Source organism: Vreelandella neptunia (genome assembly GCF_022489065.1).
GTDB classification, from domain to species: Bacteria; Pseudomonadota; Gammaproteobacteria; order Pseudomonadales; family Halomonadaceae; genus Vreelandella; species Vreelandella neptunia_A.
Map to the genome: position 1 here is coordinate 89,867 of NZ_JAKVTW010000014.1, position 26,340 is coordinate 116,206.

Here is a 26,340-nt window from a genome sequence, read left to right on the forward strand (position 1 = left end):
AGCATGAAATCAATTATGGACTCGTCCTCAACGCAAACTTCAGAAAATGCTTTCCAACTGCGTTGTGGGCGCCATTTGCTGGATCTCTCCTTTCCTCGCGTGATGGGTATCCTTAACGTCACCCCCGACTCCTTTTCCGATGGCGGGCAGCATGTAGCGCTTGATGATGCATTGCGCCATGGCGAGCGGATGCTGGCAGAAGGGGCGGCGATGATTGATGTCGGTGGCGAGTCGACCCGGCCAGGCGCAACGCCTGTGAGCGCTCAAGAAGAGCTGGATCGTGTCGCGCCGGTAGTAGAAGTGCTGGTACGCGAGCTGGATGCGTTGGTGTCGGTAGATACCAGTTGCCCGGCGGTGATACGCGAGGCGAGTGAGTTAGGCGCTGGGATGATTAACGACGTGCGCGCGTTAGAGCGCGAAGGCGCGCTGCTTGCTGCAGTGGGGAGCGGCCTGCCTGTTTGCTTGATGCATCGCCAGGGCGAGCCGCAGGATATGCAGCAGGCGCCCGCTTATCATCGGCCCATTGAGGAGGAGGTGGCAGATTATTTAGCGCGCCGAGTCGCCGAGTGTGAGGCCGCTGGACTGCGTCGAAATCGGCTTTTAATCGACCCGGGATTTGGCTTCGGCAAAACCGTCGAACACAATCTACGCTTACTCAAATATATGCAGACTCTGCAATCTCTGGAGCTTCCACTGCTGGTAGGTATGTCGCGCAAGAGTATGATTGGTAAAGTGTTAGGCCGCCCGGTGGAGGAGCGTCTCTCGGGTGGTTTAGCGCTCGCTGCTATGGCGGTTGAGCGTGGGGCGAATATTCTGCGCGTACATGATGTCGCTGCAACGGTAGATGCAGTCAATATGGCGTGGGCGGTACTACAAGAGGGCTGCGAGCCGCCGCTGAACAAGGAGTTTGACGCATGACAAGGCGCTATTTTGGGACAGATGGTATTCGTGGCACGGTGGGTAAATCACCCATTACGGCGGATTTCATGCTCAAGCTAGGCTGGGCAGCGGGGCAGGTGCTGCGACGTGATAAAGGCCGAACGCGGGTGCTGATCGGTAAAGATACGCGGATCTCTGGCTATATGTTCGAATCCGCTTTAGAGGCGGGGCTTTCTGCCGCCGGTGTTGATGTCTCTCTCCTTGGCCCAATGCCCACACCCGGTATCGCCTACTTAACACGGACATTCCGTGCTGATGCAGGCATCGTCATCTCGGCATCGCACAACCCGTTTGATGATAACGGCATTAAGTTCTTCTCCGCGGAAGGTAAGAAGCTCCCTGATGACACGGAAGACCGTATCGAGGCGATGCTCGCAGCGCCATTGACCACGGCGGAAGCGGCGCAGTTGGGTAAAGCAACCCGCATCGACGATGCCGCAGGCCGTTATATTGAGTTCTGCAAATCAACCCTGCCTGATCGACTTAGCCTGCACGGCCTTAAAGTCGTATTGGATTGCGCCCATGGCGCCACTTATCATATCGCGCCGAATGTGTTTCGCGAGCTAGGTGCATACGTCACCACTATTGGTTCTGCGCCCGACGGGTTAAATATTAACCAGCAGGTAGGTTCCACGCATCCCGCTGCGCTGCGTGCTGCGGTAATTCAGCAAAACGCTGACTTGGGGATAGCCTTTGATGGTGACGGTGATCGCGTGTTGCTGGTGGATGGCGATGGCCGTGAAGTCGATGGCGACGATATTCTCTATTTGATTGCTCGCGATCGTCATGAGCGTGGTTTGCTCCAAGGTGGCGTAGTGGGGACGTTGATGTCCAATTTTGGCCTCGCTATGGCACTTGATAAGCTGGGCATCCCCTTTGAGCGGGCCAACGTTGGCGACCGCTTTGTGATGGAGCGCATGGCCGCCAATGGTTGGGAATTAGGCGGTGAATCCTCGGGGCATATTGTCTGTGGTCATGTGCAGACCACCGGTGATGGGATCGTATCGACCCTACAGGTGTTGGCGTTGATGATGCGTGAGCAGAAGAGCCTGCCGACACTCTTAAAAGAGTTAGAAAAAGTGCCGCAGGCGCTGATCAATGTCCGTTTGCCCGCCGACGCAAGTGCTAAAGAGGTGATGGCCTCTGCGCCGTTAAAGCAGGCAGTTGCCGCCCTGGAGCATGAGTTGGGCGATGAAGGCCGTGTGCTGTTGCGTGCTTCAGGCACTGAGCCATTGATTCGAGTAATGGTGGAGGGGCGCGCACATTTAGATGTCGATCAATTGGCACGTGGCTTGGCAGATCAAGTCCAGGCGCTGATGAAATAAGCGCACTTAACTCACCGGCACCATAAACCGGTTCAGTAAACCAGACGTGTGCTTGTAACAGCGGTTGTCTTGACAAGGCCGCTCCTATACCATTTCGCTCCACCTTGAGTGAGGAGAGTCGATGCGTACGCCTTTAATTGCCGGTAACTGGAAAATGAACGGTTCCGTGGCGTTGATCAATGAGTTCGGCCAGGCCTTCTCTGCCGCCGAGTCGCCAAAGAACGTGGATGTGGTTATCATTCCGCCGTTCCCTTATTTGGATGCGGCACGCCAAGCGTTTGAAGGTACGGTGCTGTCATTAGGCGCACAAACATTGAATCCTATCCACTCCGGGGCGCACACCGGTGAAGTGAGCGGCCGCATGCTTAAAGAGTTTGCAGTCTCTTACGTGCTGGTCGGACACTCAGAGCGGCGTCAGCTCTATAAAGAGAGCGATGAACAAGTCTTCGCGCGTCTATTGTCAGCTCTAAATGTCGAGCTCAAGCCGATCCTGTGTGTGGGGGAGTCTTTAGAGGAGCGCGACGCGGGCCGGACGATGGACGTTGTGCTGCGCCAAGTGGGGCACGTGATGTCTCGTCTAGAGCCAGATCAGCGCAAGCAAGTAGTGATTGCCTATGAGCCCGTTTGGGCAATAGGGACGGGACGTACGGCGTCTCCCGAGCAAGCCCAAGAGGTCATGGCAGGTATTCGTGCTTACCAGGCGGGGTTTGATAAGGAGTTAGCAGAACAGCTGCGTTTGCTATACGGCGGCAGTATGAACGCAAGTAATGCGGCTGAGCTGCTCGCTCAGCCGGATATCGACGGCGGTCTGGTGGGCGGAGCCTCACTCAAGATCGATGATTTTTATGCCATTTGTCAGTCAGCAGGATAACGCCATGCAAGTTGCAATTCTTATGATCCATGTGGTGATTGCGATCGCCCTGGTGGTACTCATTCTGCTTCAGCAGGGTAAAGGCGCTGAAGCCGGTGCTGCGTTTGGGGGCGGTGCTTCACAAACAGTGTTTGGTTCGCGGGGCAGCGGTAACTTTTTATCACGCACCACGGCTATTTTAGCAGCGGGTTTCTTCGTTACCTCAATGGCGCTGGCTTACTTCGCCACCCAAGCCGGCCAGGCACCCGAAGCAGGTATCCCGGATTCGCGTTTGATCGAGCAGCAGCAAAGCGTTCCGACGCTTGACGACAGGCCTGCGGACGTGGATAATGCCGCGCCAGTGCTAGAGGAAAGCAGCGAGTAAGCAGCTGCTGTTTTTTAGCCTCCCCTGATGCCGAAGTGGTGGAATTGGTAGACACGCTATCTTGAGGGGGTAGTGACCGTATGGTCGTGCGGGTTCAAGTCCCGCCTTCGGCACCATCTGTTTTGCTGGCTAGCCAGCTTCCCAGAATGTTCTTTTGTTACCAGTAGGCCAGCGTTGGCAACTGAGGCAAAAAAACAGCTTTAAGTAGGTGGCTTTTTTCAGTAAGTCGTTCTTGAAGCAAGTAGTTCTTGACGTAAGTGGCTTTAGTGTCTATTATCGTCGACCTAGATTGATGCGGGGTGGAGCAGTCTGGTAGCTCGTCGGGCTCATAACCCGAAGGTCATCGGTTCAAATCCGGTCCCCGCTACCATTTCCTAGTTGCATGTAGATAGCTTGTTCTCTTTGTATTACTCTTTTGTACTACTCTGAAAACACTCACTCTCTACCGGGCGAAGCCTGTTACATGTTTCTAAGATGGTACTCAAGGTTTCTTTCAAAAAGCCCCTTCCAGTGAAGGGGCTTTTTGTTAGCAGCTTTTGGATAACGAGCGCTTTTGTAAATAAGAGCGCCTTAAGAGCGGATGTCTTCCGGTTTGCCGGAGACACATTTCCGAGTAACGCCAATCAGCCACCTAGCTTTTCTACTAACTCCTGGCCAGGTGCCTGATGCAACGGCTATAGGAGCTTTGTCTGTGGCCACTAAACACGCTGCGCTACACGCGCTGATCGAACCTGTTGTTGCCGCCATGGGCTTTGAGCTATGGGGCATCGACCATCTTTCCCAGGGCAAAAATTCGCGGCTGGTGATCTATATCGAGCGCGAGAGTGGTGTCAGCGTTGAAGATTGCGCAGATATTAGCCGCCAAGTCAGTGCTGTTATGGATGTGGAAGACCCCATTGCCGGTGAGTATCGGTTGGAAGTCTCCTCGCCAGGCATGGCACGTCCCTTGTATTCCCTGGACCAGTTTACCCGCTTTCAAGGTCATCACGTCGCGCTCAAGCTGCGCACTGCCTTTGACGGGCGGCGCAAGTATCAAGGGCTTTTGGTCGGTGTTGAAGGGGATGAAGTACTTATACAGCTGGATGGCGAAGAGTATTGCTTTCCTATTGAGAGTATTGATTCTGCTCACATTGTACCGCAGTTCGACGATTGACCGGGTGGCGGCGCTGCCGGCAGGCTGCCGGGGTGATGCACATAAGGATAGGTTTTCTGGCGAGGCATACGCATGAGTAAAGAAATTTTAATGGTCGTTGACGCGATCTCCAATGAGAAGGGCGTCCCGCGTGATGTCATCTTCGAGGCGGTAGAAGCCGCTCTTGCGAGCGCGTCACGTAAGCGTTTTGACAAAGAAGAAGCCAATGTGCGCGTGCATATCGACCGCCGCACCGGTGAATACGAAACCTTCCGCTTCTGGACGGTCGTGGAAGACGACGAATTCGAAACGCCAGATTATGAAATTAAAGAGACCATCGCCGAGCAGCGCGATCCGCCGCTGAAATTGGGTGATGTGGTCGAGAAAAGTATTGAAAATGCGGCGTTTGGTCGTATTGCCGCGCAAACCGCCAAGCAGGTTATCGTACAGAAAGTACGCGAAGCTGAGCGGGCTGAAGTTGTGCGTCAATACGCAGATCGTGAAGGCGAGCTGGTCGCAGGTATTGTTAAAAAGACCACTCGTGACGGACTGATCATTGATTTGGGCGAAAATGCTGAAGCGTTTTTACCGCGTAATGAAATGATCCACGGTGAGCGTTACCGCATGAATGAACGGGTACGCGCCTTGTTGGTCAAGGTAGACCCAGACGCTCGTGGTGCTCAGCTCCAGCTTTCGCGGACCTGCCCCGAGCTGATCATCGAGCTGTTCAAAATTGAAGTACCTGAAATAGCTGAGCAGTTGATTGAAATTAAAGGCGCGGCTCGTGATCCCGGATCGCGCGCCAAAATCGCCGTTAAAACCAATGATCGTCGCATTGATCCTGTCGGTGCGTGTGTTGGTATGCGCGGTTCGCGCGTTCAAGCGGTCTCATCAGAGCTGCAAAACGAACGCGTTGATATCGTGCTGTGGGACGACAATCCCGCCCAGTTGGTTATCAATGCCATGGCGCCCGCCGATGTTGGGTCTATTCTTGTTGACGAAGACGCCCACGCGATGGATGTGGCCGTGGCACAAGATAACCTTGCTCAGGCCATTGGCCGGAGCGGTCAGAACGTACGTTTAGCCTCTGAACTCACCGGCTGGCGTATTAATGTCATGACCGAAGAGGAAGCCGAGTCTAAGCGCGACCAAGAGATTGATAGCCTGGTTGACTCCTTTGTCCAGCACCTTGAAGTGGATGAGGATGTCGCCCGCCTGTTAGTGGAAGAAGGGTTCACAACCCTGGAAGAAGTCGCCTACGTGCCGCTTGAAGAGATGCTCGAAATCGAAGAGTTCGATGAAGATTTAGTCGAAGAGCTTCGTGCACGTGCGAAAGACGAGCTGCTGACGATGGCAATTGCCTCGGAAGAAGCGCTAGACGGTGCCCAACCAGCAGCAGATCTGCTGGAGATGGATGGCATGGAGCGCCACCTGGCCTTCATTCTGGCCAGTCGCGGCATTGTCACCATGGAAGATCTCGCCGAGCAGTCTGTCGACGATCTGGTCGATATCGAGGAGTTGGACGAAGCGCGCGCAGCGGCACTGATCATGACTGCCCGTGCGCCCTGGTTTGAAGTCGATGACGCATCGGATTCGAACACACAGTAAACAGGTCACGGGCTGAGGAGGGTCAATATGTCAGATATGACAGTTAAAGATTTCGCAGTAAAGGTGGGCCGTGATGTGCCTCGCCTACTAGAGCAAATGAAAGAAGCTGGTTTAAAGCACGCTTCTGAAAGCGATGCCGTGTCAGAAGAAGATAAGCAGAAGCTGCTGAGTTTCTTGAAGAAGAGCCACGGCGGCAGCGACACCCCTGAAGCGGGCAAAAATCGCATTACGCTGACGCGTAAAACCCGCAGCCGGATCAATACTGGCGAGCGCGGCAAAACCATCGAAGTGCAGGTACGTAAGAAGAAAACGTACGTTAAAAGCGCTGAAGATGAGAAGCCGAAAGCCGCAGAGCCAAGCTACACTGGCCCACGCCAGTTAGTTGGCGATATGGCCGAAGCGGAAGCCGAGCGCAAAGTAACGGATGCGCGGGAAGCTGAAGAGAAAGTGGCAGCGCAAAAAGCTCAGGCAGCCAAAGCGGCCGAAGAAGCAGCCAGCAAAAAAGCGGCTGAAGCCAAGCCGAAAGCTGAAAAAGCGCCAGCAACGCCCGATCTTGAAGTGCCCAATCTTGAGCTTGATGACACCCCGTCGGGTGACGATATGCCGCCAGCGCCGCCGAAAGAGGGCCGCACTGACCGTCGTACCGCACCGCCTAAGAAGGCTGCGGCGAAGGCCAAGGGCCGTCGTGACGATGAAGATCGTGGTGATCGCGAAGAGCGCAAACGCGGTGGCGGCGGTAAGAAGGTAAAACGTGCCGAGCAACGTCGTGGTGGTCGCCGTGGTGGCAACCAAACCGGCAATGGCAAGCACGCTTTCCAGAAGCCGACCCAGCCGATCGTGCGTGAAGTATCGATCCCTGAGTCTATCAGCGTGGCGGAATTGGCCGACAAGATGTCGATCAAGGCCAATGAAGTGATCAAGGCCATGTTTAACATGGGCGCGGCAGTCACCATCAACCAAACCATCGATCAGGATACCGCTGCGATCGTGGTGGAAGAGATGGGTCACACGCCGAAGCTGGTGAAAGATGACGCGCTGGAAACGGAAATGCTCGAAGGCATCTCCTATGAAGGCGAAGAGATCACCCGCTCGCCCGTTGTTACCGTTATGGGTCACGTTGACCACGGTAAAACATCGCTGCTCGATTACATCCGTAAAGCGAAAGTGGCGACCGGTGAAGCGGGTGGTATTACCCAGCATATCGGCGCTTACCACGTGGAAGATAACCACGGTGGCGTTACCTTCCTGGATACCCCTGGCCACGCAGCGTTTACCGCTATGCGTGCCCGTGGTGCCAAGGCAACTGACGTCGTGATTCTGGTTGTCGCCGCGGATGACGGCGTGATGCCGCAGACGATTGAAGCGATTGAGCACTCTAAAGCCGCTGAAGTACCCATGGTGGTGGCGGTGAACAAGATCGATAAGCAGGGCATCGATCTGGATCGCATCAAGAATGAGCTGTCGCAGCACGGCGTTATCTCCGAAGAGTGGGGCGGTGATACCCAGTTTGTGCATGTATCTGCTAAGACCGGTGAAGGTATGGAAGAGCTGCTGGAAGCGATCCAGCTAGCCTCTGAAGTACTGGAACTTAAGGCTGTGCCTTCCGCGCCCGGTAAAGGTGTTGTGGTTGAGTCCCGCCTTGATAAAGGTCGTGGTCCGGTCGCTACCGTACTGGTTCAGAACGGCACGCTGAGAAAGGGCGATATCGTCCTGGCAGGCCTGCACTACGGCCGCGTACGTGCGCTGACCAACGAACTTGCCCAGCAGGTTGATTCGGTTGGCCCAGCCATGCCGGTCGAGATTCAAGGCTTGGGCGGTACGCCGGATGCCGGTGATGACTTTATGGTCGTTGCTGACGAGAAGAAAGCCCGCGAAGTAGCTAACTTCCGTCAAGGCAAGTACCGCGAAGTGCGCCTGGCGCGTCAGCAGAAGGCCAAGCTGGAGAACATGTTCAGCCAGATGGGCCAAGACGAAGTGGCCAAGGTCAATATCGTCCTCAAAGCCGACGTTCAAGGCTCGCTGGAAGCGATCAAAGGCGCCCTGGAAGAACTCTCCACGGGTGAAGTTGAAGTCGCCGTGGTCTCTTCTGGTGTGGGTGGTATCACCGGTACCGATGCCAACTTAGCGCTAGCGTCTGAAGCCATTGTGGTCGGCTTTAACGTGCGTGCTGACGCCGCTGCCCGTGAGATCGTTGAGCGCGAAGGCCTGGATCTACGCTACTACAGCGTCATCTACCAGCTGATCGACGAGGTCAAACAGGCGATGAGCGGTATGCTCGCACCTGAATGGAAAGAAGAGATCGTCGGTATTGCTGAAGTGCGTGACGTGTTCCGTGCGCCGAAGATTGGTGCCATCGCCGGTTGTATGGTGGTTGAAGGCAACGTGCATCGTAATAAGAAGATCCGCGTACTGCGTGATGACGTGGTGATCTACGAAGGTGAGCTCGAATCGCTGCGCCGCTTCAAAGACGATGTGCAGGAAGTGCGCAACGGCATGGAGTGTGGCATCGGCGTGAAGAACTACAACGATGTCCAAGTCGGCGATAAGATCGAAGTCTTCGACCAAGTGAAGGTCGAGCGTAGCCTGTAAGGCTGCGAGGAGCTAAACATGCGCGAATTTAAGCGTACCGACCGGGTAGCCGACCAGCTCCAAAAGGAGCTGGCGGTACTTATTCAACGCGAAGTGAAAGACCCGCGTTTAGGCATGGTCACGGTCAGCGGTGTCACCGTTAGCCGTGATCTTGGCTACTCCGATGTCTATGTCACGCTGTTGGGTGAGCAAGAGCCGGAGCGTATTAAAGAGAACCTGCAGGTGCTTAAGCGCGCTGCCGGTTTTCTAAGAAGCCAGATTGCTAAGCGCATCAAGCTGCGCCACGTGCCAGAACTACGCTTTCATTTCGATGAAAGCGTGGTACGCGGTCAGCAACTCTCTTCATTGATCGATGAAGCGGTGACGACGGATCGCGCACGCTATCAAAACGATGACGATTATCAAGGCACTGGCCAAGACGGTGACCAAGACGCTGACGCCCAGCAAAGTGAGGAGACTCGCTAGTGGCGCGTCAACGTCGCGGCTTGCCGGTCAATGGCGTGCTACTGCTGGATAAGCCTAAGGGGCTTTCCAGCAACCATGCACTGCAGCGTGTTCGCCGGCTGTTTCAGGCTCAAAAAGCCGGGCACACCGGTACGCTGGACCCGATGGCAACCGGCTTATTGCCGATTTGTCTGGGCGAAGCGACCAAGTTTTCGTCGCACTTGCTCGAAGCCGATAAGGTGTATCGCACCCGGGTAGAACTCGGGGTGATCACCGATACCGGCGATGCGGAAGGCAATGTTATTGAGCAGCATGAGATTCCCAGCCTAAGCGTCGATGACGTGGAAGCTGTGCTCACCCGTTTTCGCGGTGAGATTGATCAAGTGCCACCCATGTATTCGGCGCTAAAGCATCAAGGCAAAAAACTCTACGAGTTGGCCCGTGAAGGCAAACACGTAGAGCGTGCAGCACGGCGGATAAGCGTGTATGATGCGCGCCTGCTTTCATTTGATGGCACAGCTTTCGAGCTGGAGGTAAGTTGCAGTAAAGGCACTTACATTCGCACGTTAGCCGAAGATATTGGTCAAGCGCTTGGCTGTGGTGCCCACATCAGTCAATTAAGAAGGCTCAAGACAGGCCCTTTTTTAGCCGATGAGATGTGGACATTAGACGCGCTCGAAGCGTTGGCTGATCAAGCTGCGCTGGAAGCTGAACTGATGCCTGTGGATGTGCTGGTAGATCATTTACCCTCGTTGACGGTAGACGATACTGCCCACGCCCGTTTGGCCCATGGTCAGCCTGCCACGTTAACCACCGGCACGCTTGCGCTGGATGAGTTAGCCCGACTTTATTACGCCGAGACGTTTATCGGCCTTGGCGTAGTGAAAGGTGCCCAGGAAGTGGCGCCGAAGCGACTGTTAAGTACTGTCGCTATCTCGTAAGGCCAGTTGCAAGGACGCCGCAGCCTACGGGAACATGGTAAGACAGCGTACGTAAGAGAGTACGTAAAGCGAAGTTGCAACTCGCAAATTGTAAGTCGCAAATAGCAGCTTGAGACTGCAAATATGCGTGGTCTCACCCATTCATTTTTAGGCATATTGCTTACTGGAGATACAGATGGCTTTAACCGCTGAGAAGAAGGCCGAGATCGTCACCGAATACGGCCGCGGCGACAACGATACCGGTTCCCCTGAAGTGCAGGTTGCACTGCTGAGCGCCAACATCAATGGCCTGCAGGATCACTTCAAAACCAACAAGCAGGATCACCACTCACGTCGTGGTCTGATCCGCATGGTTAACCAGCGTCGTAAACTGCTGGATTACCTAAAGCGTAAAGATTTCGAACGCTATCAGTCTTTGATTCAGCGTTTAGGTCTACGCCGCTAAGCTTAACGGCAACGATCAGAAACGGGCAGCTCCTTGTGAGCTGCCCGTTTTTTTATGTTTAGTGTTTACGGTGGAAGGGAACAGGTAGCCCTATCGCGCTCCAGCGCCTAGAATGGTAACGAGTCAAAACGACCTAAACGAATAGACAAGTAGATATTGATAATGCTGAAGGAAGTCGCTGTGAATCCGGTAAAGAAAACGTTCCAGTACGGTCGTAGCACCGTAACGCTCGAAACCGGGCGGATTGCTCGCCAGGCCACCGGCGCTGTCATGGTAACAATGGATGACACCGTCGTGCTGTGTACCGTGGTTGCTCGTAAAGAGGCTAACCCGAGCCAACCCTTTTTCCCCCTCTCGGTACACTACCAAGAGAAAACCTACGCAGTGGGCAAGATTCCTGGCGGCTTCTTTAAGCGCGAAGGGCGACCCACTGAGAAAGAGACGCTGACCTCGCGTCTGATCGATCGCCCCATTCGTCCGTTATTCCCTAAAGGCTTTATGAACGAAGTACAGGTCGTCTGTACCGTTCTCTCTACCGACCGTAACCACGATCCGGATATTGCCGCTTTGCTTGGCACCTCCGCTGCGCTAAGCATCTCTGGCGTGCCGTTTAGCGGCCCGATTGGTGCCGCTCGCGTTGGTTTTAACGAAGAGCAAGGCTACTTCCTCAACCCAACGGTTGAAGAGCTGGCCACTTCTGAGCTCGACATGGTCGTCGCCGGTACTGAAAAAGCCGTACTGATGGTTGAGTCTGAAGCGAAAGAGCTGCTCGAAGACGAAATGCTGGGTGCCGTGCTGTTCGGTCACCAGGAGATGCAGGTTGCGATTAGCGCGATCAACGAGCTGGTCGCCGAAGCGGGCAAGCCGCGTTGGGAGTGGCAGGCCGCCGAAGAGAACCAAGCGCTTAAAACGGCGATGGCCGATGCCTTTGAAGCTAAAGTGGGCGATGCCTATCGCATTACCGATAAAATGCAGCGCCAGGATGCGCTGGCTGAACTGAAAGGTCAGGCGGTTGACCAGCTGGCTGCCGATGAAGGCGAACCGGTTAACGATAAGTTCAGTAAAGATGACGTGAAAGGTGCCTTCGCAGCCCTGGAAAAACGCGTTGTCCGTTCACGCGTTGTAAAAGGCGAGCCGCGTATTGACGGTCGTGATAACCAAACCGTGCGCCCCTTGGCCATCGAAGTCGGTGTGCTGCCCAAAGCGCACGGCTCTGCTGTTTTCACTCGCGGTGAGACCCAGGCGATTGCAGTGGCAACGCTTGGCACGCTGCGTGATTCACAGCTGATCGAATCGCTAGAAGGCGAGCGTAAAGACCGCTTTATGCTGCACTACAACTTCCCTCCCTATTCGGTAGGTGAGGCTGGTTTTATGGGCGGCCCCAAGCGTCGCGAAATCGGCCATGGCCGCTTGGCTCGTCGTGGTGTGCAGGCAATGCTGCCGTCCGAAGATGTGTTCCCCTACACCATTCGGGTCGTCTCTGAAATTACTGAGTCTAACGGCTCAAGCTCGATGGCCTCTGTGTGTGGCTCTTCGCTGGCCCTGATGGACGCGGGCGTACCGCTAAAAGCACCGGTCGCCGGTATTGCCATGGGCCTAGTGAAAGACGCCGATGGTTTTGCGGTATTGACCGATATCCTGGGCGATGAAGATCACCTTGGCGATATGGACTTTAAAGTGGCCGGTTCTGAAGAGGGCATCACCGCCCTGCAGATGGACATCAAGATCGAAGGCATCAACGAAGAGATTATGGAACTCGCGCTGCAGCAAGCCCTGACCGCGCGTCTGAGTATTCTTGAGCAGATGAATGTCGTGATCAGCCAGAGCCGTAGCGATGTCTCCGACAACGCGCCGTCCATGGCGACGATTAAAATCGATCCGGACAAGATCCGTGACGTCATCGGTAAAGGTGGCGCGACCATTCGCAAAATTTGCGAAGACACCGGCGCCTCAATCGACCTTGACGATGATGGCACCGTGCGGATTTACGCGGAAGACAAAGCTGCCGCCAAGCGTGCGATTGATACCGTACTGGCGATTACCGCCGAAGCGGAAATCGGCAAGCTGTACAACGGCAAGGTTGTGCGTATTGCCGACTTCGGTGCGTTTGTTAACATCATGCCGGGAACCGATGGTCTGGTTCACATCTCGCAGATCGTAGCCGAGCGCGTTAACAACGTGCGCGACTTCTTGAACGAAGGCGATGACGTGATCGTGAAGGTGCTCGATATCGACAACCGCAACCGCGTGAAGCTGTCGATGAAAGAGATTACCGAAGAAGAGAAAACCGCTTTTGCAGCAGAAGTGACGGAAACCGAAACGACGCTTTAAATCGCTAGTTAGGTTTCTGATACCGCCCTCGTAGCCTCTGGCTGCGGGGGCGGTTCTGTTTGTTGAGGCCGGTTTTCTTAGCTGTCAGTTTGTTGATGCTAAGTTTTTTAATGTCAGCTTTGTTAATGTCAGTTTTGTTAATGATTGGTTGGGTCGCTAGGGAGCAGTAGATGGAGCAGGAGCAAGCACCGCGCTGGTGGGCGGTAGTGGCCGTGATGATCGGCATTTTTTTACTGGTGACCGCTGAACAGCTACCGATTGGGTTGCTCTCTCAAGTGGCATCGAGCATGGGCGTTACCCCTGGTATGGCAGGTTTAATGGTCACGGTGCCTGGCGTGGTGGCGGCCTTTTCTGCGCCGTTGCTGCCGGTTGCCGTGGGGCGTTTGGATAGACGTATTATGCTCACGCTACTGATGGTTGTGATGGTGGTAGGAAGTGTGCTTTCGGCAATAGCGAGCAGCTTCGTGCTGCTGCTCGCCGCCCGCGTGCTGGTGGGGTTGAGTATCGGTGGTTTTTGGGCGGTGGCGGGCAGCATTGCCCCGCGTTTAGTGCCTGAGGCCCAAGTGCCTAAAGCGATGACAATGATTTTTGGTGGCGTAGCCGCCGCGTCAGTGCTGGGCGTACCATTGGGCACGCTGCTGGGGGATCTAAGTAACTGGCGAGTTGCCTTTGGATCTCTGGGTGGTTTAAGCCTATTAACGGCTGTTGCGCTGTGGTTTTGGCTACCGCCGCTACCACCAAGAGAGCCGGTGCGGCTCCGCGTGCTCGCCCAACAGTTTAGAAATCGCGGTGTGCGGGTGGCGGTGCTCACGACGGCTTTTGTGGTCGTTGGGCACTTCGCTGCCTACACCTTTATTAGTCCCATCCTGCAAGAGATCAGCGGTATTTCCCAACGCCATGTAAGCAGCCTGCTGCTGCTTTACGGGGCGGCGGGCATTCTGGGTAATATCGCAGCCGGCATATTTGCCGGGCGTCACCCTTACCGTGCGGTGCTGGCGATTCCGAGCCTACTGCTTATCGTTGTCGCTCTATTTCCGCTGCTGGGGATTCAGCCGAGCAGCGGTGTGATGCTGCTTATGGTGTGGGGGGCGGTGTTTGGCAGCGTGTCGGTCAGCATTCAAACCTGGATTATACGCACAGCACCCAACACCGAAGCCGCCACGGCCTTGATGGCATTTACCTTCAACATGTCGATTGGTTTGGGGGCTATGCTAGGGGGCCGGTTGGTAGATGGCACTAGCCTGCCTATTGCCATGTGGGCCGCCTCGGGGCTATTCCTGCTAGGGGCGCTACTGGTGCTAAGTACGCCAGCCAAGGTCGTGGGTCAGAAGAGACGTTGAGCCAAAAGCGTAAAAAAATGCCCCCGTGAGTAGCGGGGGCATTGGTTAGGCGTTCACCTCAGTCACTCATCAAGGACGCTCAATCGCCAATGCTACGCCCTGGCCACCGCCGATACACAGTGTGGCTAAGCCTTTCTTCGAATCGCGGGCGATCATTTCGTGGAGCAGCGTGACCAGTACGCGGCAGCCGGAGGCACCGATCGGGTGGCCTAGGGCAATCGCGCCGCCGTTGACGTTCACTTTAGATGTATCCCAGCCTAGCTCTTTGTTGACGGATAGCGCCTGGGCGGCAAATGCCTCGTTGGCTTCGACTAAGTCCAGATCATCCAGACTCCAGCCAGCTTTCTCCAGACAGCGGCGGGTTGCCGGCGCGGGGCCGATGCCCATGATGGCTGGGTCAACGCCTGCGTTAGAGTAAGCCACAATACGTGCCAGCGGTTCTAGCCCCAGCTGCTTGGCTTTTTCGGCGGAGCAGAGCATCACCACCGCCGCGCCGTCGTTAAGTGCCGAGGCGTTACCAGCGGTAACGGTGCCATCTTTCTTAAATGCCGGGCGCATGCCGCCAAGTTTTTCAGCGGTCACTTCGCGTGGGTTTTCATCGGTATCAAATACCACCGGGTCGCCTTTGCGCTGAGGGATTTCCACCGGCACGATCTGGCCTTTGAACTTGCCCTCTTTAATGGCGGCAGCAGCTTTCTGCTGGGACGCAGCGGCGAACTCATCCATCGCTTCGCGGGTAATGCCGTACTTCTCAGCTAAGTTCTCGGCGGTAATGCCCATGTGGTAGTTGTTGAACGCATCCCACAGGCCGTCGTGCACCATGGAATCAATCGCCTTCCAATCACCCATGCGCTGGCCATTGCGTGAATTGGGCAGCACATGAGGCGAGGCGGACATGTTCTCCTGGCCACCGGCTAGAATCAGCTCGGCATCGCCGCAGCGAATAGCCTGAGTCGCTAGATGTAGTGCTTTAAGGCCCGAGCCGCACACTTTGTTAATGGTCATGGCCGGTACCGAATCCGGCAGGCCGCCTTTAATAGCCGCTTGGCGTGCAGGATTTTGACCTACGCCTGCAGTGAGCACCTGGCCTAGCAGTACTTCATCAACTTGATCAGGAGAAACGCCGGTCGAGGCGAGGATATCCTTGATTACCAGGGCGCCAAGGTCGCTCGCTGGAATGCCCGCAAGGGAGCCCCCGAAAGCGCCTACGGCGGTGCGGCGTGCCGCAACAATGACTACTTCTTGCATAACATGACTCCTGGAGTAAATAGCAGACACTCTGAAACCAGATGCCCGATAGGCGTACCCTTTCAGCCGAACTTTGTTCAGCCGTACTCTTTTATGCGTGCTTTGTCAGCCGTCTCTTCAGCATAGGGGAAGGGGGGGCGTTGCGGCAATACGCTTTTATAGGCAAATAAAAACGGGCCAAATAATGGCCCGTTTAAAGAAACAGTGGCGGCAGCGTAATGCTAGGCCAGTTGCACCGGCATAATATTGCTGGTGTGACTGACCTGATTGCCTTCTTGAAGGTAGACCAGTGCAGGCTGATGCTTTTCAAGCTCAGCGTCAGAATAGTGGGCGTAGCTGCAGATAATAATGCGGTGGCCGGGGGCGGCAAGATGGGCTGCCGCGCCATTGATCGAGATTAGCTTTGAGCCCTCCTCACCGCGAATAGCGTAAGTAGTGAAGCGTTCGCCGTTCTCAACGTTGTAAATCTGGATCTGCTCATTTTCGCGAATGCCCGCCATATCCAACAGGTCGCCGTCGATGGCACAGGAGCCTTCGTAGTTGAGTACCGCGTGCGTGACGCGTGCCATGTGAAGCTTGGCTTTGAGCATAATGGTATGCATGTGAGTTCCTATATTCCCCGTTGTTTATTTATTCGCTGGCTGGCAGTTGCACAGTGATATTATCGATTAACCGGGCCGGGCCTAGCTTGGCCGCAGCCAGTATTACTGCATGGCGGGTGGCTGGGCTAACCGATGCGAGCGATGCGTCACGCAACTCCAGGTAGTCCGGTGTAAAACCCGCTTCACTTAGCGCAGCTTTACCCTGATCAAGTGACTCATCAATAGCGGCTCCGCGCTCAAGAGCATCGCGCAGCATACATAACGTGCGGTAGAGCGCAGGGGCGGTTGCACGCTCCTCCACACTTAAATAGCCATTGCGGGATGAGAGCGCCAAGCCGTCCGTTGCGCGCACGATTGGCACACCGATGATCTCAATGGGCATGTGCAGGTCGCGTACCAGCTTACGAATCACCGCGAGCTGTTGGTAATCCTTCTCCCCAAAGCAAGCAACGTCTGGCTGTACCAAGTTAAACAGCATACTGACCACCGTGGAAACGCCATCAAAATGTCCAGGGCGCGAACCACCGCAAAGCCCTTTCCCCACCACGGGCACATGCACACGGGTCTGGGCGTCTAATCCATTGGGATAAAGTGCGCTGACGGCAGGGGCGAACAGAACATCGCAGCCTGCCTCGGTTAGTTGCGACTGGTCGGCGCTAAACGTTCTTGGATAGCCGTCAAGATCCTCGCCTGGCCCAAACTGCATCGGGTTTACAAACAGGCTGGAGACCACGATGTCAGCGTGCTGGCGGGCGCAGGCAACCAGCGCTAAGTGCCCAGCGTGCAGATTGCCCATGGTTGGTACCAGGGCAATGCGCTGGCCGCGTTGACGGTGTTCCCGCAGCGTGCTGCGTAGCTGATCAATGTCTCGCAAAGTGCGCATAATCGTTTCGCGTTAGTAGCAAAAATAAGGCTGGTAGCCGCGCTATTTTCAAAAGCGATCGTATTACAAGCGTTCGTTTAAAAACAGTGCTCTTGAGCCGGGAACGTGCGGGCTTTGACCGCCTCGTGGTAGTGCTGGAAAGCAGCTTGAATACTATCCGCATCAACCATGAAATTTTTCACGAAGCGCGGTGTGCGGCCATGGGTAACACCGAGTACGTCGTGCATCACCAAAATCTGACCATCGGTGTCAGGACCCGCACCAATGCCGATGACCGGCACATTTAGTGCTTCGGTGACCGCTTTGCCCAGGCTGGCGGGAACGCACTCCAGCAGAATCACCGAGGCGCCTGCCTCCACAAGCACTTTTGCATCATTAATGATGCGTTCCGCTTGCGCGGCGTCGCGGCCCTGAACCTTATAGCCGCCAAGCTGGTGCACGGTTTGCGGGGTTAAACCGAGGTGCGCACATACCGGCACACCGCGGCGAGTCAGTTCACGAATGCCCTCTGCCATCCACGCTTCGCCTTCCAGTTTGACCAGCTCTGCACCTGCTCGCATCACGGCAGCGGCATCTTCGAGCAGACGCTCGGTGGTGGCATTGCTCATAAACGGCAGATCCACCATCAGCAGGCTATGGCCTTTACCGCGCGCAGCACAGCGGGTGTGGTAGACGATGTCTTCAATAGTGACGGGCAGGGTGCTGTTGTGGCCTTGTAGCACCATGCCCAGCGAATCGCCCACCAGCAGAACATCAATGCCTGCTTGGCTTGCCGCGTTGGCAAAGGAGGCATCGTAAGCGGTTAGGCAACTAAACGTCTCGCCAGCCTGCTTGTAGGCCTGCAGTGTGCTTAGAGTGACGGTTTTCATGGCGTGCTCTCATGTTCTACGTGAGGCCGATGCGACATAGGCAGCCGGCCATTATTAACGCTGCATCCCTGCCTGCGTGAAGTGGCGTAACCGGCAATTGTTACCTGAATGGCGTGTCGGTGTCGAGATTTGTGTCAGATGGTAGCGTTAGCCGCACTCTAGGCGTCGGCTAAGCGTTCCAACTCCTGGTCTTCAACGCGTTTAAGCCAAGCTATTAGCGGCTGTTGGAGAAGGTTGAGTGAAGGCGCGATCTCTGCGAGCGGTAACAGTACAAAGGCGCGGGTGGTCATGTGCGGGTGGGGAACTCGTAGGCGGGGGTTGTCGATAGTGTTGTTGGCGTAGAGCAGCAGGTCAAGATCGAGCGTACGGGGCCCCCAATGCCGCTGTCGGCGGCGGCGATGCTGCTGCTCTAACGCCTGAAGCTGGTCGAGTAGCGCCAGCGGCGAGAGGCGTGTATCAAGGGCCACCACGGCGTTGATAAAATCTGGCTGATCCTGAGGCCCGACAGGACGGCTGGCATAGAGTGAGGACGCTGCCGCCAAACGGCTCAGCGGCAGCGTTGCAAGTTCATGAAGTGCTTCGCGAACCTGCTCGACGGGCGACTCAAGATTGCTGCCGAGGCCAATATAAACGAGTTGAGGAGATGTGCCCACGCGCCGGCTTGCTACTCTTTTGCACGCGGCTTACGCCGCCGTTTGCGCCGACCATCACCCTGACTAGCCGGATCGCCGCCAACTTTTTGCAGTAAGCGCCGCTGTTCATGCTCATCGCCGCGTTGAAACGCGGTCCACCACTCGCCTAAACCACGTGGTATCTCGCCCGCCTGCTCGCGCAGCAGGAGTAAATCGTAGCCTGCTCGGAAGCGCGGATGCTCGCGGGTTTGGAAGGCTTTTTTGCCACGCCGCTGGGGCAAACGCTGCTGCAACTCCCAGATTTCACGCATGGGAATGCCAAAGCGTTTGGGAATCGAGGTGAACTCTAACTGACGAGAAACGACCTGCTGAGCAGCGGCTTGCAAGGCGGGAATCGCTGGCATGCCCTCTTGCTCAAGCTCTTCCTGGCGCTGCTTGACCGGCGCCCACAGGAACGCTGCGAGTAGAAAAGCGGGGGTGACCGGGCGCTCTTCGGCAATTCGCTTGTCGGTATTGGTCAGCGCTTGTTCAATCAGCTCTTCCGCCCAAGCGGCATCGGCCATGGCCTCTTCAGCTTCGGGGAATAGCATGCCGAACAGGCCATAGTGGCTGAGTAGGCGGAACGTGACCAAACCGTGGCCCGACATAAACAACTTGAGCACTTCATCGAATAGCCGCGCTGGGGGAATTTGCAGCAGCAACGGCGCCTGGTCGTACATGGGCGCTTCGGTGGCCGGGTCTAGCGTGAAGTCGAGCTTGGCCGCAAAGCGCACTGCCCGCAGCATGCGTACCGGGTCTTCGCGGTAACGCGTTGCCGGGTCGCCAATTAGCCGCAACGTCCGTGTTTGGATATCGCTGGCGCCGTTGGCAAAATCAGTAATACTGAAATCAGCAATATTGTAGTAGAGCGCATTAACGGTGAAGTCGCGACGCAGCGCATCCTCTTCGATATTGCCCCACACATTGTCACGCAGCAATAACCCTTCATCGGATTGATGGGCAATATGATCGCCATGCTCGTCTTGGGGTTTGCCACGGAAGGTGGTGACCTCAATGACCTCTCGGCCAAAGCGCACATGGACAATCCGAAAACGGCGGCCGATCAGGCGTGAATTACGGAACAGGTCACGAACCTGCTCGGGCGTCGCATTGGTGGCGACATCAAAATCCTTAGGCATCTTCCCAAGCAGTGCATCGCGAATGCAGCCGCCCACCAAATAGGCGTCGTAACCGGCACCGCTAAGGCGATAAAGCACTTTTAAAGCGGCATCACTAATATGCTGGCGAGAAACAGGGTGCTCGGACCGAGGTATGTTACGCGGAGAGAGGGCCGTGGTGGTGCTCTCTTGGGGATCGAGCAAGGTTTTCAATTGCTCCCCCGGGCTGTGTAGGAAACGGGTAAATCCTTTAAGCATGCGATAATTTCAACTCGCAGGGTACGAAAAAGTAGTCATTAGTAAGCACTTCAAACGAGTACTGAACATAAACAGTTAGTGGCTGAGTGTAGCCGACCCTTGATGGCTTGCAAAGAGTGGCTTGCAAAGAGCGGCTTGCGAAGCACTTTACGTTGACGTGTGAAAACCCAAGTGCCAAACACGGAAAGGGGAGGCTAAGAGAGCCTCCCCTATTAAGCAATTAATCAGCGTCCATGCTGCTGTTTTTCTTCATGATGGCACATCGCCCTGAATACGCACCGCAGTCGGTAGGCGTAAGGATCACGATGGTTCCGACCGCCTCGTATTCAAAACAATAATCCAACCGCGAACTTTTCTCCCCCCGAGGAATTATTATTGGCGCCGGGGTGTACACATTGACTGCTATTGTTGTTGTTAGGATGCAAGTTGTGGTGTACGTCGCGTCCTTATCGGGCTACTTACTCTCTTGTTATTGTTCTCAGCGCCTGTGCTGCTTGCGCCTGCAAGTAATGAGATTCAAGCCTATTGTTCTTGTTAGTACCTTTATCTCTACCTGGCCCTGTTGTTTTTGTTGTGGCTCAGGTGGGGGCGAGGTCATGTTGTTTTTGTTAGCGACCTACCGCTATGCCCAGTTTGTTTTTCTTACCCAGTAATACTGCAGGCGGTGTGCCACCTATTTGATAAATTATAAATTTCAAAAGGTTGGCGTTTTTTGAAACAGAGAGGAACTTTGCGGTGCTAGAAGTGTTACCCCTTTCGCGTCCGTTTGTGCGTGATATTGTGTGGGAAGGTAACAGTGTCAGACAGCGATGAATTTGATGTTTGTTATTTAAAATCAGTGTATTAGACAATGGTCGTAGGCGCCACTGTGTAACCGTTACCGAGTGCTTCAATCTGGGCGCCGGGCGGTTTTTTTACGCGGTATACCCAGCCGTTGGCGCCGCTCCCAAAGGTTTTTACGGCTAATGCCAAGTTTTTGCGCCAACTCCGTTTCGCTCATTTGGTCTTGGTGCTCGAGCACAAAGTGCTGAAAGTAATCCTCTAGCGAGAGGTCGTCTTCATTCTCTTCGGCAATTTTATCCGTGCTGACAGCGGCAACTGAATTGTTATTGGTTGGTGCATGAGAGCGAGCAGTGATGGGCGCCAGACCTAAATCATCCGGGTGTATGAGGTGTCCCTCAGCGAGAATGACGCCGCGCTCAAGAGCGTTTTCCAGTTCACGAACATTGCCGGGCCATGGGTAGTCGCGTAAATCCTGGCGGGCCGCACGGGATAGGCGAAGCCCCGTGCGCTCATGTCGTTTACATGCTTTATCGAGCAGAATGTCGGCGATTTCGAGCACATCGTCTTCGCGTTCGCGCAGCGGCGGCAGCTCGATCTGCATGACGTTCAGTCGGTAATAAAGATCGAGGCGGAACTCGCCGGTTTTTGACAGCGCCCGCAGGTCACGGTGGGTGGCGGCAATCAGGCGAACGTTAACGTGGCGGGTTTCTACCGAGCCAATTTTACGAATTTCGCCCTCTTGAAGAACGCGCAACAGCCGCGCCTGGGCATCCAGGGGCAGCTCGCCAATTTCGTCCAAAAATAGCGTGCCGCCATCGGCAGCTTCGACCAAGCCGGTGCGCGCAGCGCTGGCGCCGGTAAAGGCGCCTTTTTCATGACCGAACAGTTCAGACTCAATCAGCGTTTCTGGAATCGCCGCGCAGTTAACGCTGATTAGCGGCGCTTTAGCGCGTTTGCTCTGCTGGTGTATGGCCCGTGCGACAAGCTCTTTCCCCGTACCCGACTCGCCCAGAATCAGTACGGTCACATCCGCTGGCGCTGTTTTGCGAATACGGGTGTAAACAAGCTGCATGGCCTCGCAGTTGCCGATCATGGTTTGTCGGCTGCCGCCGGCATCGGTGATATCCGGTGGAGGACTCTGCTGCATCGACTGCTTGTGGAGGATGCGCTCGACGGTTTCCAGTAGCTCTGCGTGGTCAAACGGCTTGGCAACGTAGTCCACAGCGCCCTGTTTGAGCGCTTCCACCGCAGAACGCATGCTGGCGTAGCTGGTCATGATCAGTACCGGCACTGGCGCTGCAGCAGCGATCAAGGAGGTGCCTGGTTCACCCGGCAAGCGAAGGTCACTGATGATGAGATCAAACCCTTTGGGTTCAAGCTGGCAGGCTTCTTCAGCGCTACCTGCTTCGCTGACCGTGTAGTCATGGCGTTCCAGCAGTCGCTTCAGCGCACTGCGAATAATCGCTTCATCTTCAACAATCAGAATCCTGGGCATGGGTTGGCTGATCATCCTGTTGGTAAAGCGGCAGCCATAATGTAATGGCGGTACCGCGAGGCTGTCCGGGCGGTGGCGAGGCCACGTCTATTTTACCCTGGTGCTCATTGATAATCTGATAAGCCAGTGAAAGACCCAGACCGGTGCCTTCGCCTGCTGGCTTGGTGGTGGTAAAGGGCTCAAATAAGTGGTCGCGCACCCGTGGATCGATACCCTGACCGTTGTCTGTCACCCGCCACCAGGCAAGCTGTTCATCGCGTCCTGCATCAATATTCACCAGCCCGCCTTGGCCGCAGGCATCTCGGGCATTGCTGAGTAGATTGACCATTACCTGGGTTAACCGCTGAGCATCACCGCGGACCACCAAATCGTTGGGCGTCTCATTGGTTAAGGTAACATCCTCTCCCGAGCGGGCGAGGTGGATCAAGTGCAACGCATCTTCGCTAATCGATGATAGTGCCACGGGAGAGGCTGGGAGTGGCACTGCTTGCCGCCCACCATGAGCAAAGCCGACCAATGAGTTGACGATTTTCGTCACTCGTTGGGTTAACTGTTGGATCTGATCGGCTGTTTCCAACAGGGCAGGGTCATCGGTGTCGTAGCGTAGGTTCTGAGCCAAGGACGAGATGCCGGTAATGGGGTTGCCAATTTCATGGGCGACCCCGGCAGCCAACTGGCCAATGGAGGCGAGGCGCGCCGCATGCACCAGCTCATCTTCCAGCCACTTCATTTCGGTATGGTCTTCAATCAAAATGACGCTGCCACCACGGCTGTCATGGCCGCTGAGAATAGCTTTATGCAGGGTCAGAAAGTAATCCTTGCCGTGCAGCGTCACCGCTTGTTTGTAGAGTGGGCCTGGGGTCGCATCTAGGACGCTGCCCAAAAGCCGGGGCCAGGGAGCGGGCAGGCTATCCCGGCGCGAGCCGATCACGCTTTCACCGCTAATCCCCGAGAGCTGCGAGAGCGCCTGATTCCACATTAGTAGTTCATCGTCATCGCCTAGCACGCACAGCCCGACGGGCAGATAGGCCAGGGTTTGGCGGTGGTGGCGGCGCAAGCCGTCGAGTTCCCGGGCTAACCCCGTTAGCCGTGAGCGGTAGGCTTCTAAACGGCTCTCGACAAAGTGAATATCGTCGGTTTCCGGGGCGTCATCGTGGCGATAGGGCAGGTAGCGGTCGACAATATCCCGGGCTACCGACGGGCCCATTAAACCTGACAAGTTCGCCTGAATGCGGTCACGTAAGCGGCGCAGTGCGTAGGGTCGGCGCTCCTGGGGCGTTAAGTTGAGTGCTTTCAAGGCACGGGCAACTTCTCGGCTGGCCGCTTCATCGCCGAGTGCCTGGGCTAAGTGCGCGGAAAAGTCGCTAGCGGTGGCGGCTTCTAAGGGGAAACGTTTGGAGCGGATAACCGCATCTACGGAGCACGCCTCTGCGGCGGACTGCTCACCTTCTGAAATACTCGTGAACAGCGATATCACGATCATCAGCAGAATATTGACCGCTAATGACAACAGCGTGACGTTGTACCACAGTGGCGCATCGGCGGCGGTGAACGGCGTAAAGGGTAGCACTGGCGCAGGCAGGGAGAGCATAAGCGGCAGCCATAAGCCCCATAGCCAGACGCTGACGCCTGCGACCAAGCCAACAATCATGCCTTTACGGTTAGCGCCCGGCCAATAGAGCAGTGCCAGCATGCCGGGCAGGCACTGAGCCATGCCCACAAACGCAGCTAACCCAAGGCCGATTAAGCCGTGGTGGCGGCCTACCCACTGGTAAAACAGCCAGCCACCGATAATCACCGCAACGACTAAGCCGCGGCGTAGCCATAGCAGCCAGCCGTAAAGGTCACTGCGCGCTTCCGGGGGCCTGGCTACCAGCACAATATGGTTGAGCACCATGCCGGAGAGCGCTAATGCAATCATTATCATGGTGCCGCTGGCAGCCGCTAGGCCGCCGATAAAGGCCAGCGCCCCCACCCACCAATGCTCGGTCATCATGTACGCCGCATAGGCGGCAATAGGTATATCGGGATTAACCGATTGAGCCGCCCACCAGATCAGTGGCACTGGCAGTGCCATGAGGAGTAGAAAAAGCGGCAGCGCCCAGCTCGCCTGTAGAAGGGTGTGCCGCGAAAGACTCTCCGCGAAGCTGATATGAAACAGATGCGGCATCATAAACGCCGCGGCAAAAAACAGCAGTAGCAAAGTCCGCCACTGGGCAGGGTCAAACTTGGGCGTCTGTTGCTGAAGTAACGCACCTGGCCCCTCAAGCCATTGCTGAAGATCGCCGGGTCCGTCAAACACCATCCACAGTGCCACCGCACCAAGCCCTAGCATGGCCAGCAGTTTAACGATGGACTCAAAGGCGATAGCGCTGAGTAGGGTGTCGTGTCGGCCGTGCGACTGGCTGTGACGAGCGCCGAAAACCACCGCGAAGGCGGCTATGACCACACAGAAAAGCAGCGCAACGCTGCCCCCTGCTTGGCTTGCGGTCATGATATTGATGGCATGACTCAGAGTTTGGACCTGAATGCCCAATAGCGGCAGCACTGCCAGCAGGCTGACTAACGTGACCAGCGTGCCTGCCCAGCGGGAACGAAAACGAAAGGCAAACAGATCCGCCAGCGAAGATAGCTGATAGGTGCGGGTAATGCGCTGGATGGGCACCAGCAGCACAGGAGCAAGTAAGAAAGCGCCCGCCGCACCAAGGTAGTAGGCAAGGTAGCCAAACCCTGCATTAGCGGCCATTTCCACACTGCCGTAGATTGCCCAGGCGCTGGCGTAAACGCCGAGAGCAAGGGTGTAAACAATCGGGTGGCGGGTAATATGCACCGGCACCCAGCCTCGCTCTACCGCAAAACCGCAGCCAAACAGCAGCGCTAAATACCCCAGCCCCAGCAGTAGGACGCCGACTATCTCAACGTTCATCTCAACGTTCATCAAGCTTCCTCTTCTGCTCCAGCCAGAGGGTTAACGCAATCAAGCCGCCCCATATCGCAAATGGCCGGTACCAGGCAGACTCAGGATCACTCCAGCCATTCATCAGCAGTGGCGAGAGCAGGTAGCCGCCAAACACCAAAAACAGCATGATGCGATAGACGTACATATCAATCTCCTGCTGAACGTAAAGAGGGAGTTAAGCGGTGTGCCGTAGGCCGTAGCCGCGCCAATGACCAGTTTGCTACCGCCCAGTGTAACTGAGTCGCCGGGGGCTCGGAGGCAAGTTCCTGGGGTGGCGTTTGATCAAGTGCTTCCAGCGCTTGAAAGAGCTGCTGGCGCACTTCCTGTTCGTCTTCTACCAGGGCCGGAGCCAGGTTTTGCTTTGAGAGCTTTTGCCCTTCAGCGGTAACGACGAGCGGCAAGTGCAGGTAGCGCGGCTGCGACAGTTGAAGCGCGCTCTGTAGTTGGCGCTGCCAAGGGGTGTTGTCGAGCAAATCGAGCCCGCGTACCACATCGGTAATCTGCTGATCGGCGTCATCCACTACGACGGCTAGCTGATACGCCCATAGGCCATCTTTACGCTTTAATACCACATCGCCAAGTTCAGCGGGGTCAAACTGTTGTTCGCCGAACAGCCGGTCTTGCCAAAGGATAGGGCGCTCGCCAAGGTCGCTGCGCAGCCGCCAGGCCACCGGTTTATTCGCATCGCAAATGCTATTACGGCACCAGCCAGGGTAAATATCAAACCCTTGCCACTGCTTACGCGAACAGCTGCAGGGGTAGGCAAGATCTAGCTGTATCAGCCGATCTAAAGCGTGTTGATAAGCATCGCCACGGGCGTGCTGCCACATGACTTCCTCATCCCACTCAAGACCAAAGGTTTCCAGCTGGCGCAAAATGGTGCTCGCCGCACCTTCAGGGCAGCGGGGTGGGTCAATATCTTCAATACGCACCAGCCACTGCCCATTGGCCGCGCGGGCATCTAAATAGCTGCCTAGGGCGGCGACCAGTGAGCCAAAGTGCAGCGGGCCAGAGGGCGTAGGCGCAAAGCGGCCACGATAGCGAGCAGAATTCTTCATAGTAGCGTCGTTGTAGGAAGCTTTCGTCATGCAAAAAGGTCATTAACAAAAACGGGCACCCTAAGGT

The 26,340-nt window shown here is 55.8% G+C and carries 22 protein-coding genes and 2 tRNA genes; 14 read left to right on the forward strand and 10 right to left on the reverse strand.

Annotated features, from left to right (window positions below):
• The first annotated feature begins 3 nt into the window (after positions 1 to 3).
• From folP to MLE19_RS16700, 14 genes are all read left to right on the forward strand, one after another.
• Positions 4 to 918, forward strand: a complete 915-nt coding sequence (gene folP / locus MLE19_RS16635; protein WP_240719251.1) for a dihydropteroate synthase — start codon at positions 4 to 6, stop codon at positions 916 to 918.
• Positions 915 to 2,264 carry a phosphoglucosamine mutase gene (gene glmM, locus MLE19_RS16640; RefSeq protein WP_240719252.1) on the forward strand — a complete coding sequence of 450 codons (1,350 nt, stop codon included), beginning with the start codon at positions 915 to 917 and terminating at the stop codon, positions 2,262 to 2,264. Before folP ends, glmM begins: the two co-directional genes overlap by 4 nt.
• A 121-nt stretch (positions 2,265 to 2,385) precedes the next feature.
• Positions 2,386 to 3,135: a triose-phosphate isomerase gene (tpiA, locus tag MLE19_RS16645; protein ID WP_240719253.1), complete on the forward strand. Its 750-nt coding sequence runs from the start codon at positions 2,386 to 2,388 to the stop codon at positions 3,133 to 3,135.
• Positions 3,136 to 3,139: 4 nt separating this feature from the next.
• Positions 3,140 to 3,499 carry a preprotein translocase subunit SecG gene (gene secG, locus MLE19_RS16650; RefSeq protein ID WP_240719254.1) on the forward strand — a complete coding sequence of 120 codons (360 nt, stop codon included), beginning with the start codon at positions 3,140 to 3,142 and terminating at the stop codon, positions 3,497 to 3,499.
• Between the two features lie 29 nt (positions 3,500 to 3,528).
• Positions 3,529 to 3,615: transfer RNA gene (locus MLE19_RS16655), tRNA-Leu, on the forward strand.
• Between the two features lie 177 nt (positions 3,616 to 3,792).
• Positions 3,793 to 3,869, forward strand: a tRNA-Met gene (locus MLE19_RS16660).
• 321 nt (positions 3,870 to 4,190) lie between these two features.
• Positions 4,191 to 4,652 (forward strand): ribosome maturation factor RimP, encoded by a 462-nt coding sequence (gene rimP, locus MLE19_RS16665; RefSeq protein WP_008958796.1) that lies wholly within the window; start codon positions 4,191 to 4,193, stop codon positions 4,650 to 4,652.
• Positions 4,653 to 4,724: 72 nt separating this feature from the next.
• Positions 4,725 to 6,239, forward strand: a complete 1,515-nt coding sequence (gene nusA / locus MLE19_RS16670; protein ID WP_240719255.1) for a transcription termination factor NusA — start codon at positions 4,725 to 4,727, stop codon at positions 6,237 to 6,239.
• A gap of 27 nt (positions 6,240 to 6,266) precedes the next feature.
• Positions 6,267 to 8,828: a translation initiation factor IF-2 gene (infB, locus tag MLE19_RS16675; protein WP_240719256.1), complete on the forward strand. Its 2,562-nt coding sequence runs from the start codon at positions 6,267 to 6,269 to the stop codon at positions 8,826 to 8,828.
• A gap of 18 nt (positions 8,829 to 8,846) precedes the next feature.
• Positions 8,847 to 9,293, forward strand: coding sequence for a 30S ribosome-binding factor RbfA (gene rbfA, locus MLE19_RS16680; protein WP_240719257.1), 447 nt, complete (start codon positions 8,847 to 8,849; stop codon positions 9,291 to 9,293).
• A complete protein-coding gene (truB, locus tag MLE19_RS16685; RefSeq protein ID WP_240719258.1) occupies positions 9,293 to 10,213 on the forward strand; it encodes a tRNA pseudouridine(55) synthase TruB in 921 nt (306 codons plus the stop codon). The genes rbfA and truB overlap by 1 nt, the downstream gene beginning before the upstream one ends.
• 175 nt (positions 10,214 to 10,388) lie before the next feature.
• Positions 10,389 to 10,658: a 30S ribosomal protein S15 gene (gene rpsO, locus MLE19_RS16690; RefSeq protein WP_007111823.1), complete on the forward strand. Its 270-nt coding sequence runs from the start codon at positions 10,389 to 10,391 to the stop codon at positions 10,656 to 10,658.
• Between the two features lie 162 nt (positions 10,659 to 10,820).
• On the forward strand, positions 10,821 to 12,989 hold the full coding sequence (gene pnp / locus MLE19_RS16695) for a polyribonucleotide nucleotidyltransferase (protein ID WP_240719259.1): 2,169 nt from the start codon (positions 10,821 to 10,823) through the stop codon (positions 12,987 to 12,989).
• Positions 12,990 to 13,159: 170 nt separating this feature from the next.
• The gene (locus tag MLE19_RS16700) at positions 13,160 to 14,329 is read left to right on the forward strand and encodes an MFS transporter (RefSeq protein WP_240719260.1); all 1,170 of its coding nucleotides are present in this window, start codon (positions 13,160 to 13,162) and stop codon (positions 14,327 to 14,329) included.
• Between the two features lie 69 nt (positions 14,330 to 14,398).
• Here MLE19_RS16700 and MLE19_RS16705 read toward each other — a convergent pair whose 3' ends face one another.
• From MLE19_RS16705 to gluQRS, 10 genes are all read right to left on the reverse strand, one after another.
• The gene (locus MLE19_RS16705) at positions 14,399 to 15,577 is read right to left on the reverse strand and encodes an acetyl-CoA C-acetyltransferase (protein ID WP_240719261.1); all 1,179 of its coding nucleotides are present in this window, start codon (positions 15,575 to 15,577) and stop codon (positions 14,399 to 14,401) included.
• A 221-nt stretch (positions 15,578 to 15,798) separates the two neighbouring features.
• Positions 15,799 to 16,179, reverse strand: coding sequence for an aspartate 1-decarboxylase (gene panD / locus MLE19_RS16710; protein ID WP_240719262.1), 381 nt, complete (start codon positions 16,177 to 16,179; stop codon positions 15,799 to 15,801).
• Positions 16,180 to 16,207: 28 nt separating this feature from the next.
• Positions 16,208 to 17,062: a pantoate--beta-alanine ligase gene (panC, locus tag MLE19_RS16715; protein WP_240719263.1), complete on the reverse strand. Its 855-nt coding sequence runs from the start codon at positions 17,060 to 17,062 to the stop codon at positions 16,208 to 16,210.
• A 77-nt stretch (positions 17,063 to 17,139) separates the two neighbouring features.
• Positions 17,140 to 17,931, reverse strand: a complete 792-nt coding sequence (gene panB, locus MLE19_RS16720; protein ID WP_240719264.1) for a 3-methyl-2-oxobutanoate hydroxymethyltransferase — start codon at positions 17,929 to 17,931, stop codon at positions 17,140 to 17,142.
• A 158-nt stretch (positions 17,932 to 18,089) separates the two neighbouring features.
• Positions 18,090 to 18,584: a 2-amino-4-hydroxy-6-hydroxymethyldihydropteridine diphosphokinase gene (folK, locus tag MLE19_RS16725; RefSeq protein ID WP_240719265.1), complete on the reverse strand. Its 495-nt coding sequence runs from the start codon at positions 18,582 to 18,584 to the stop codon at positions 18,090 to 18,092.
• Positions 18,585 to 18,595: 11 nt separating this feature from the next.
• Positions 18,596 to 19,978 carry a polynucleotide adenylyltransferase PcnB gene (gene pcnB, locus MLE19_RS16730; RefSeq protein WP_240719266.1) on the reverse strand — a complete coding sequence of 461 codons (1,383 nt, stop codon included), beginning with the start codon at positions 19,976 to 19,978 and terminating at the stop codon, positions 18,596 to 18,598.
• Positions 19,979 to 20,867: 889 nt separating this feature from the next.
• The gene (locus tag MLE19_RS16735; RefSeq protein ID WP_240719267.1) at positions 20,868 to 22,256 is read right to left on the reverse strand and encodes a sigma-54-dependent transcriptional regulator; all 1,389 of its coding nucleotides are present in this window, start codon (positions 22,254 to 22,256) and stop codon (positions 20,868 to 20,870) included.
• A complete protein-coding gene (locus tag MLE19_RS16740; protein ID WP_240719282.1) occupies positions 22,234 to 25,182 on the reverse strand; it encodes an ATP-binding protein in 2,949 nt (982 codons plus the stop codon). Before MLE19_RS16740 ends, MLE19_RS16735 begins: the two co-directional genes overlap by 23 nt.
• 1 nt (position 25,183) lies before the next feature.
• Entirely contained in the window at positions 25,184 to 25,360 is a 177-nt protein-coding gene (locus MLE19_RS16745; RefSeq protein ID WP_175540387.1) for a hypothetical protein, read from the reverse strand.
• A 1-nt stretch (position 25,361) separates the two neighbouring features.
• Positions 25,362 to 26,273, reverse strand: coding sequence for a tRNA glutamyl-Q(34) synthetase GluQRS (gene gluQRS, locus MLE19_RS16750; protein WP_240719268.1), 912 nt, complete (start codon positions 26,271 to 26,273; stop codon positions 25,362 to 25,364).
• Between the last annotated feature and the right edge of the window lie 67 nt (positions 26,274 to 26,340).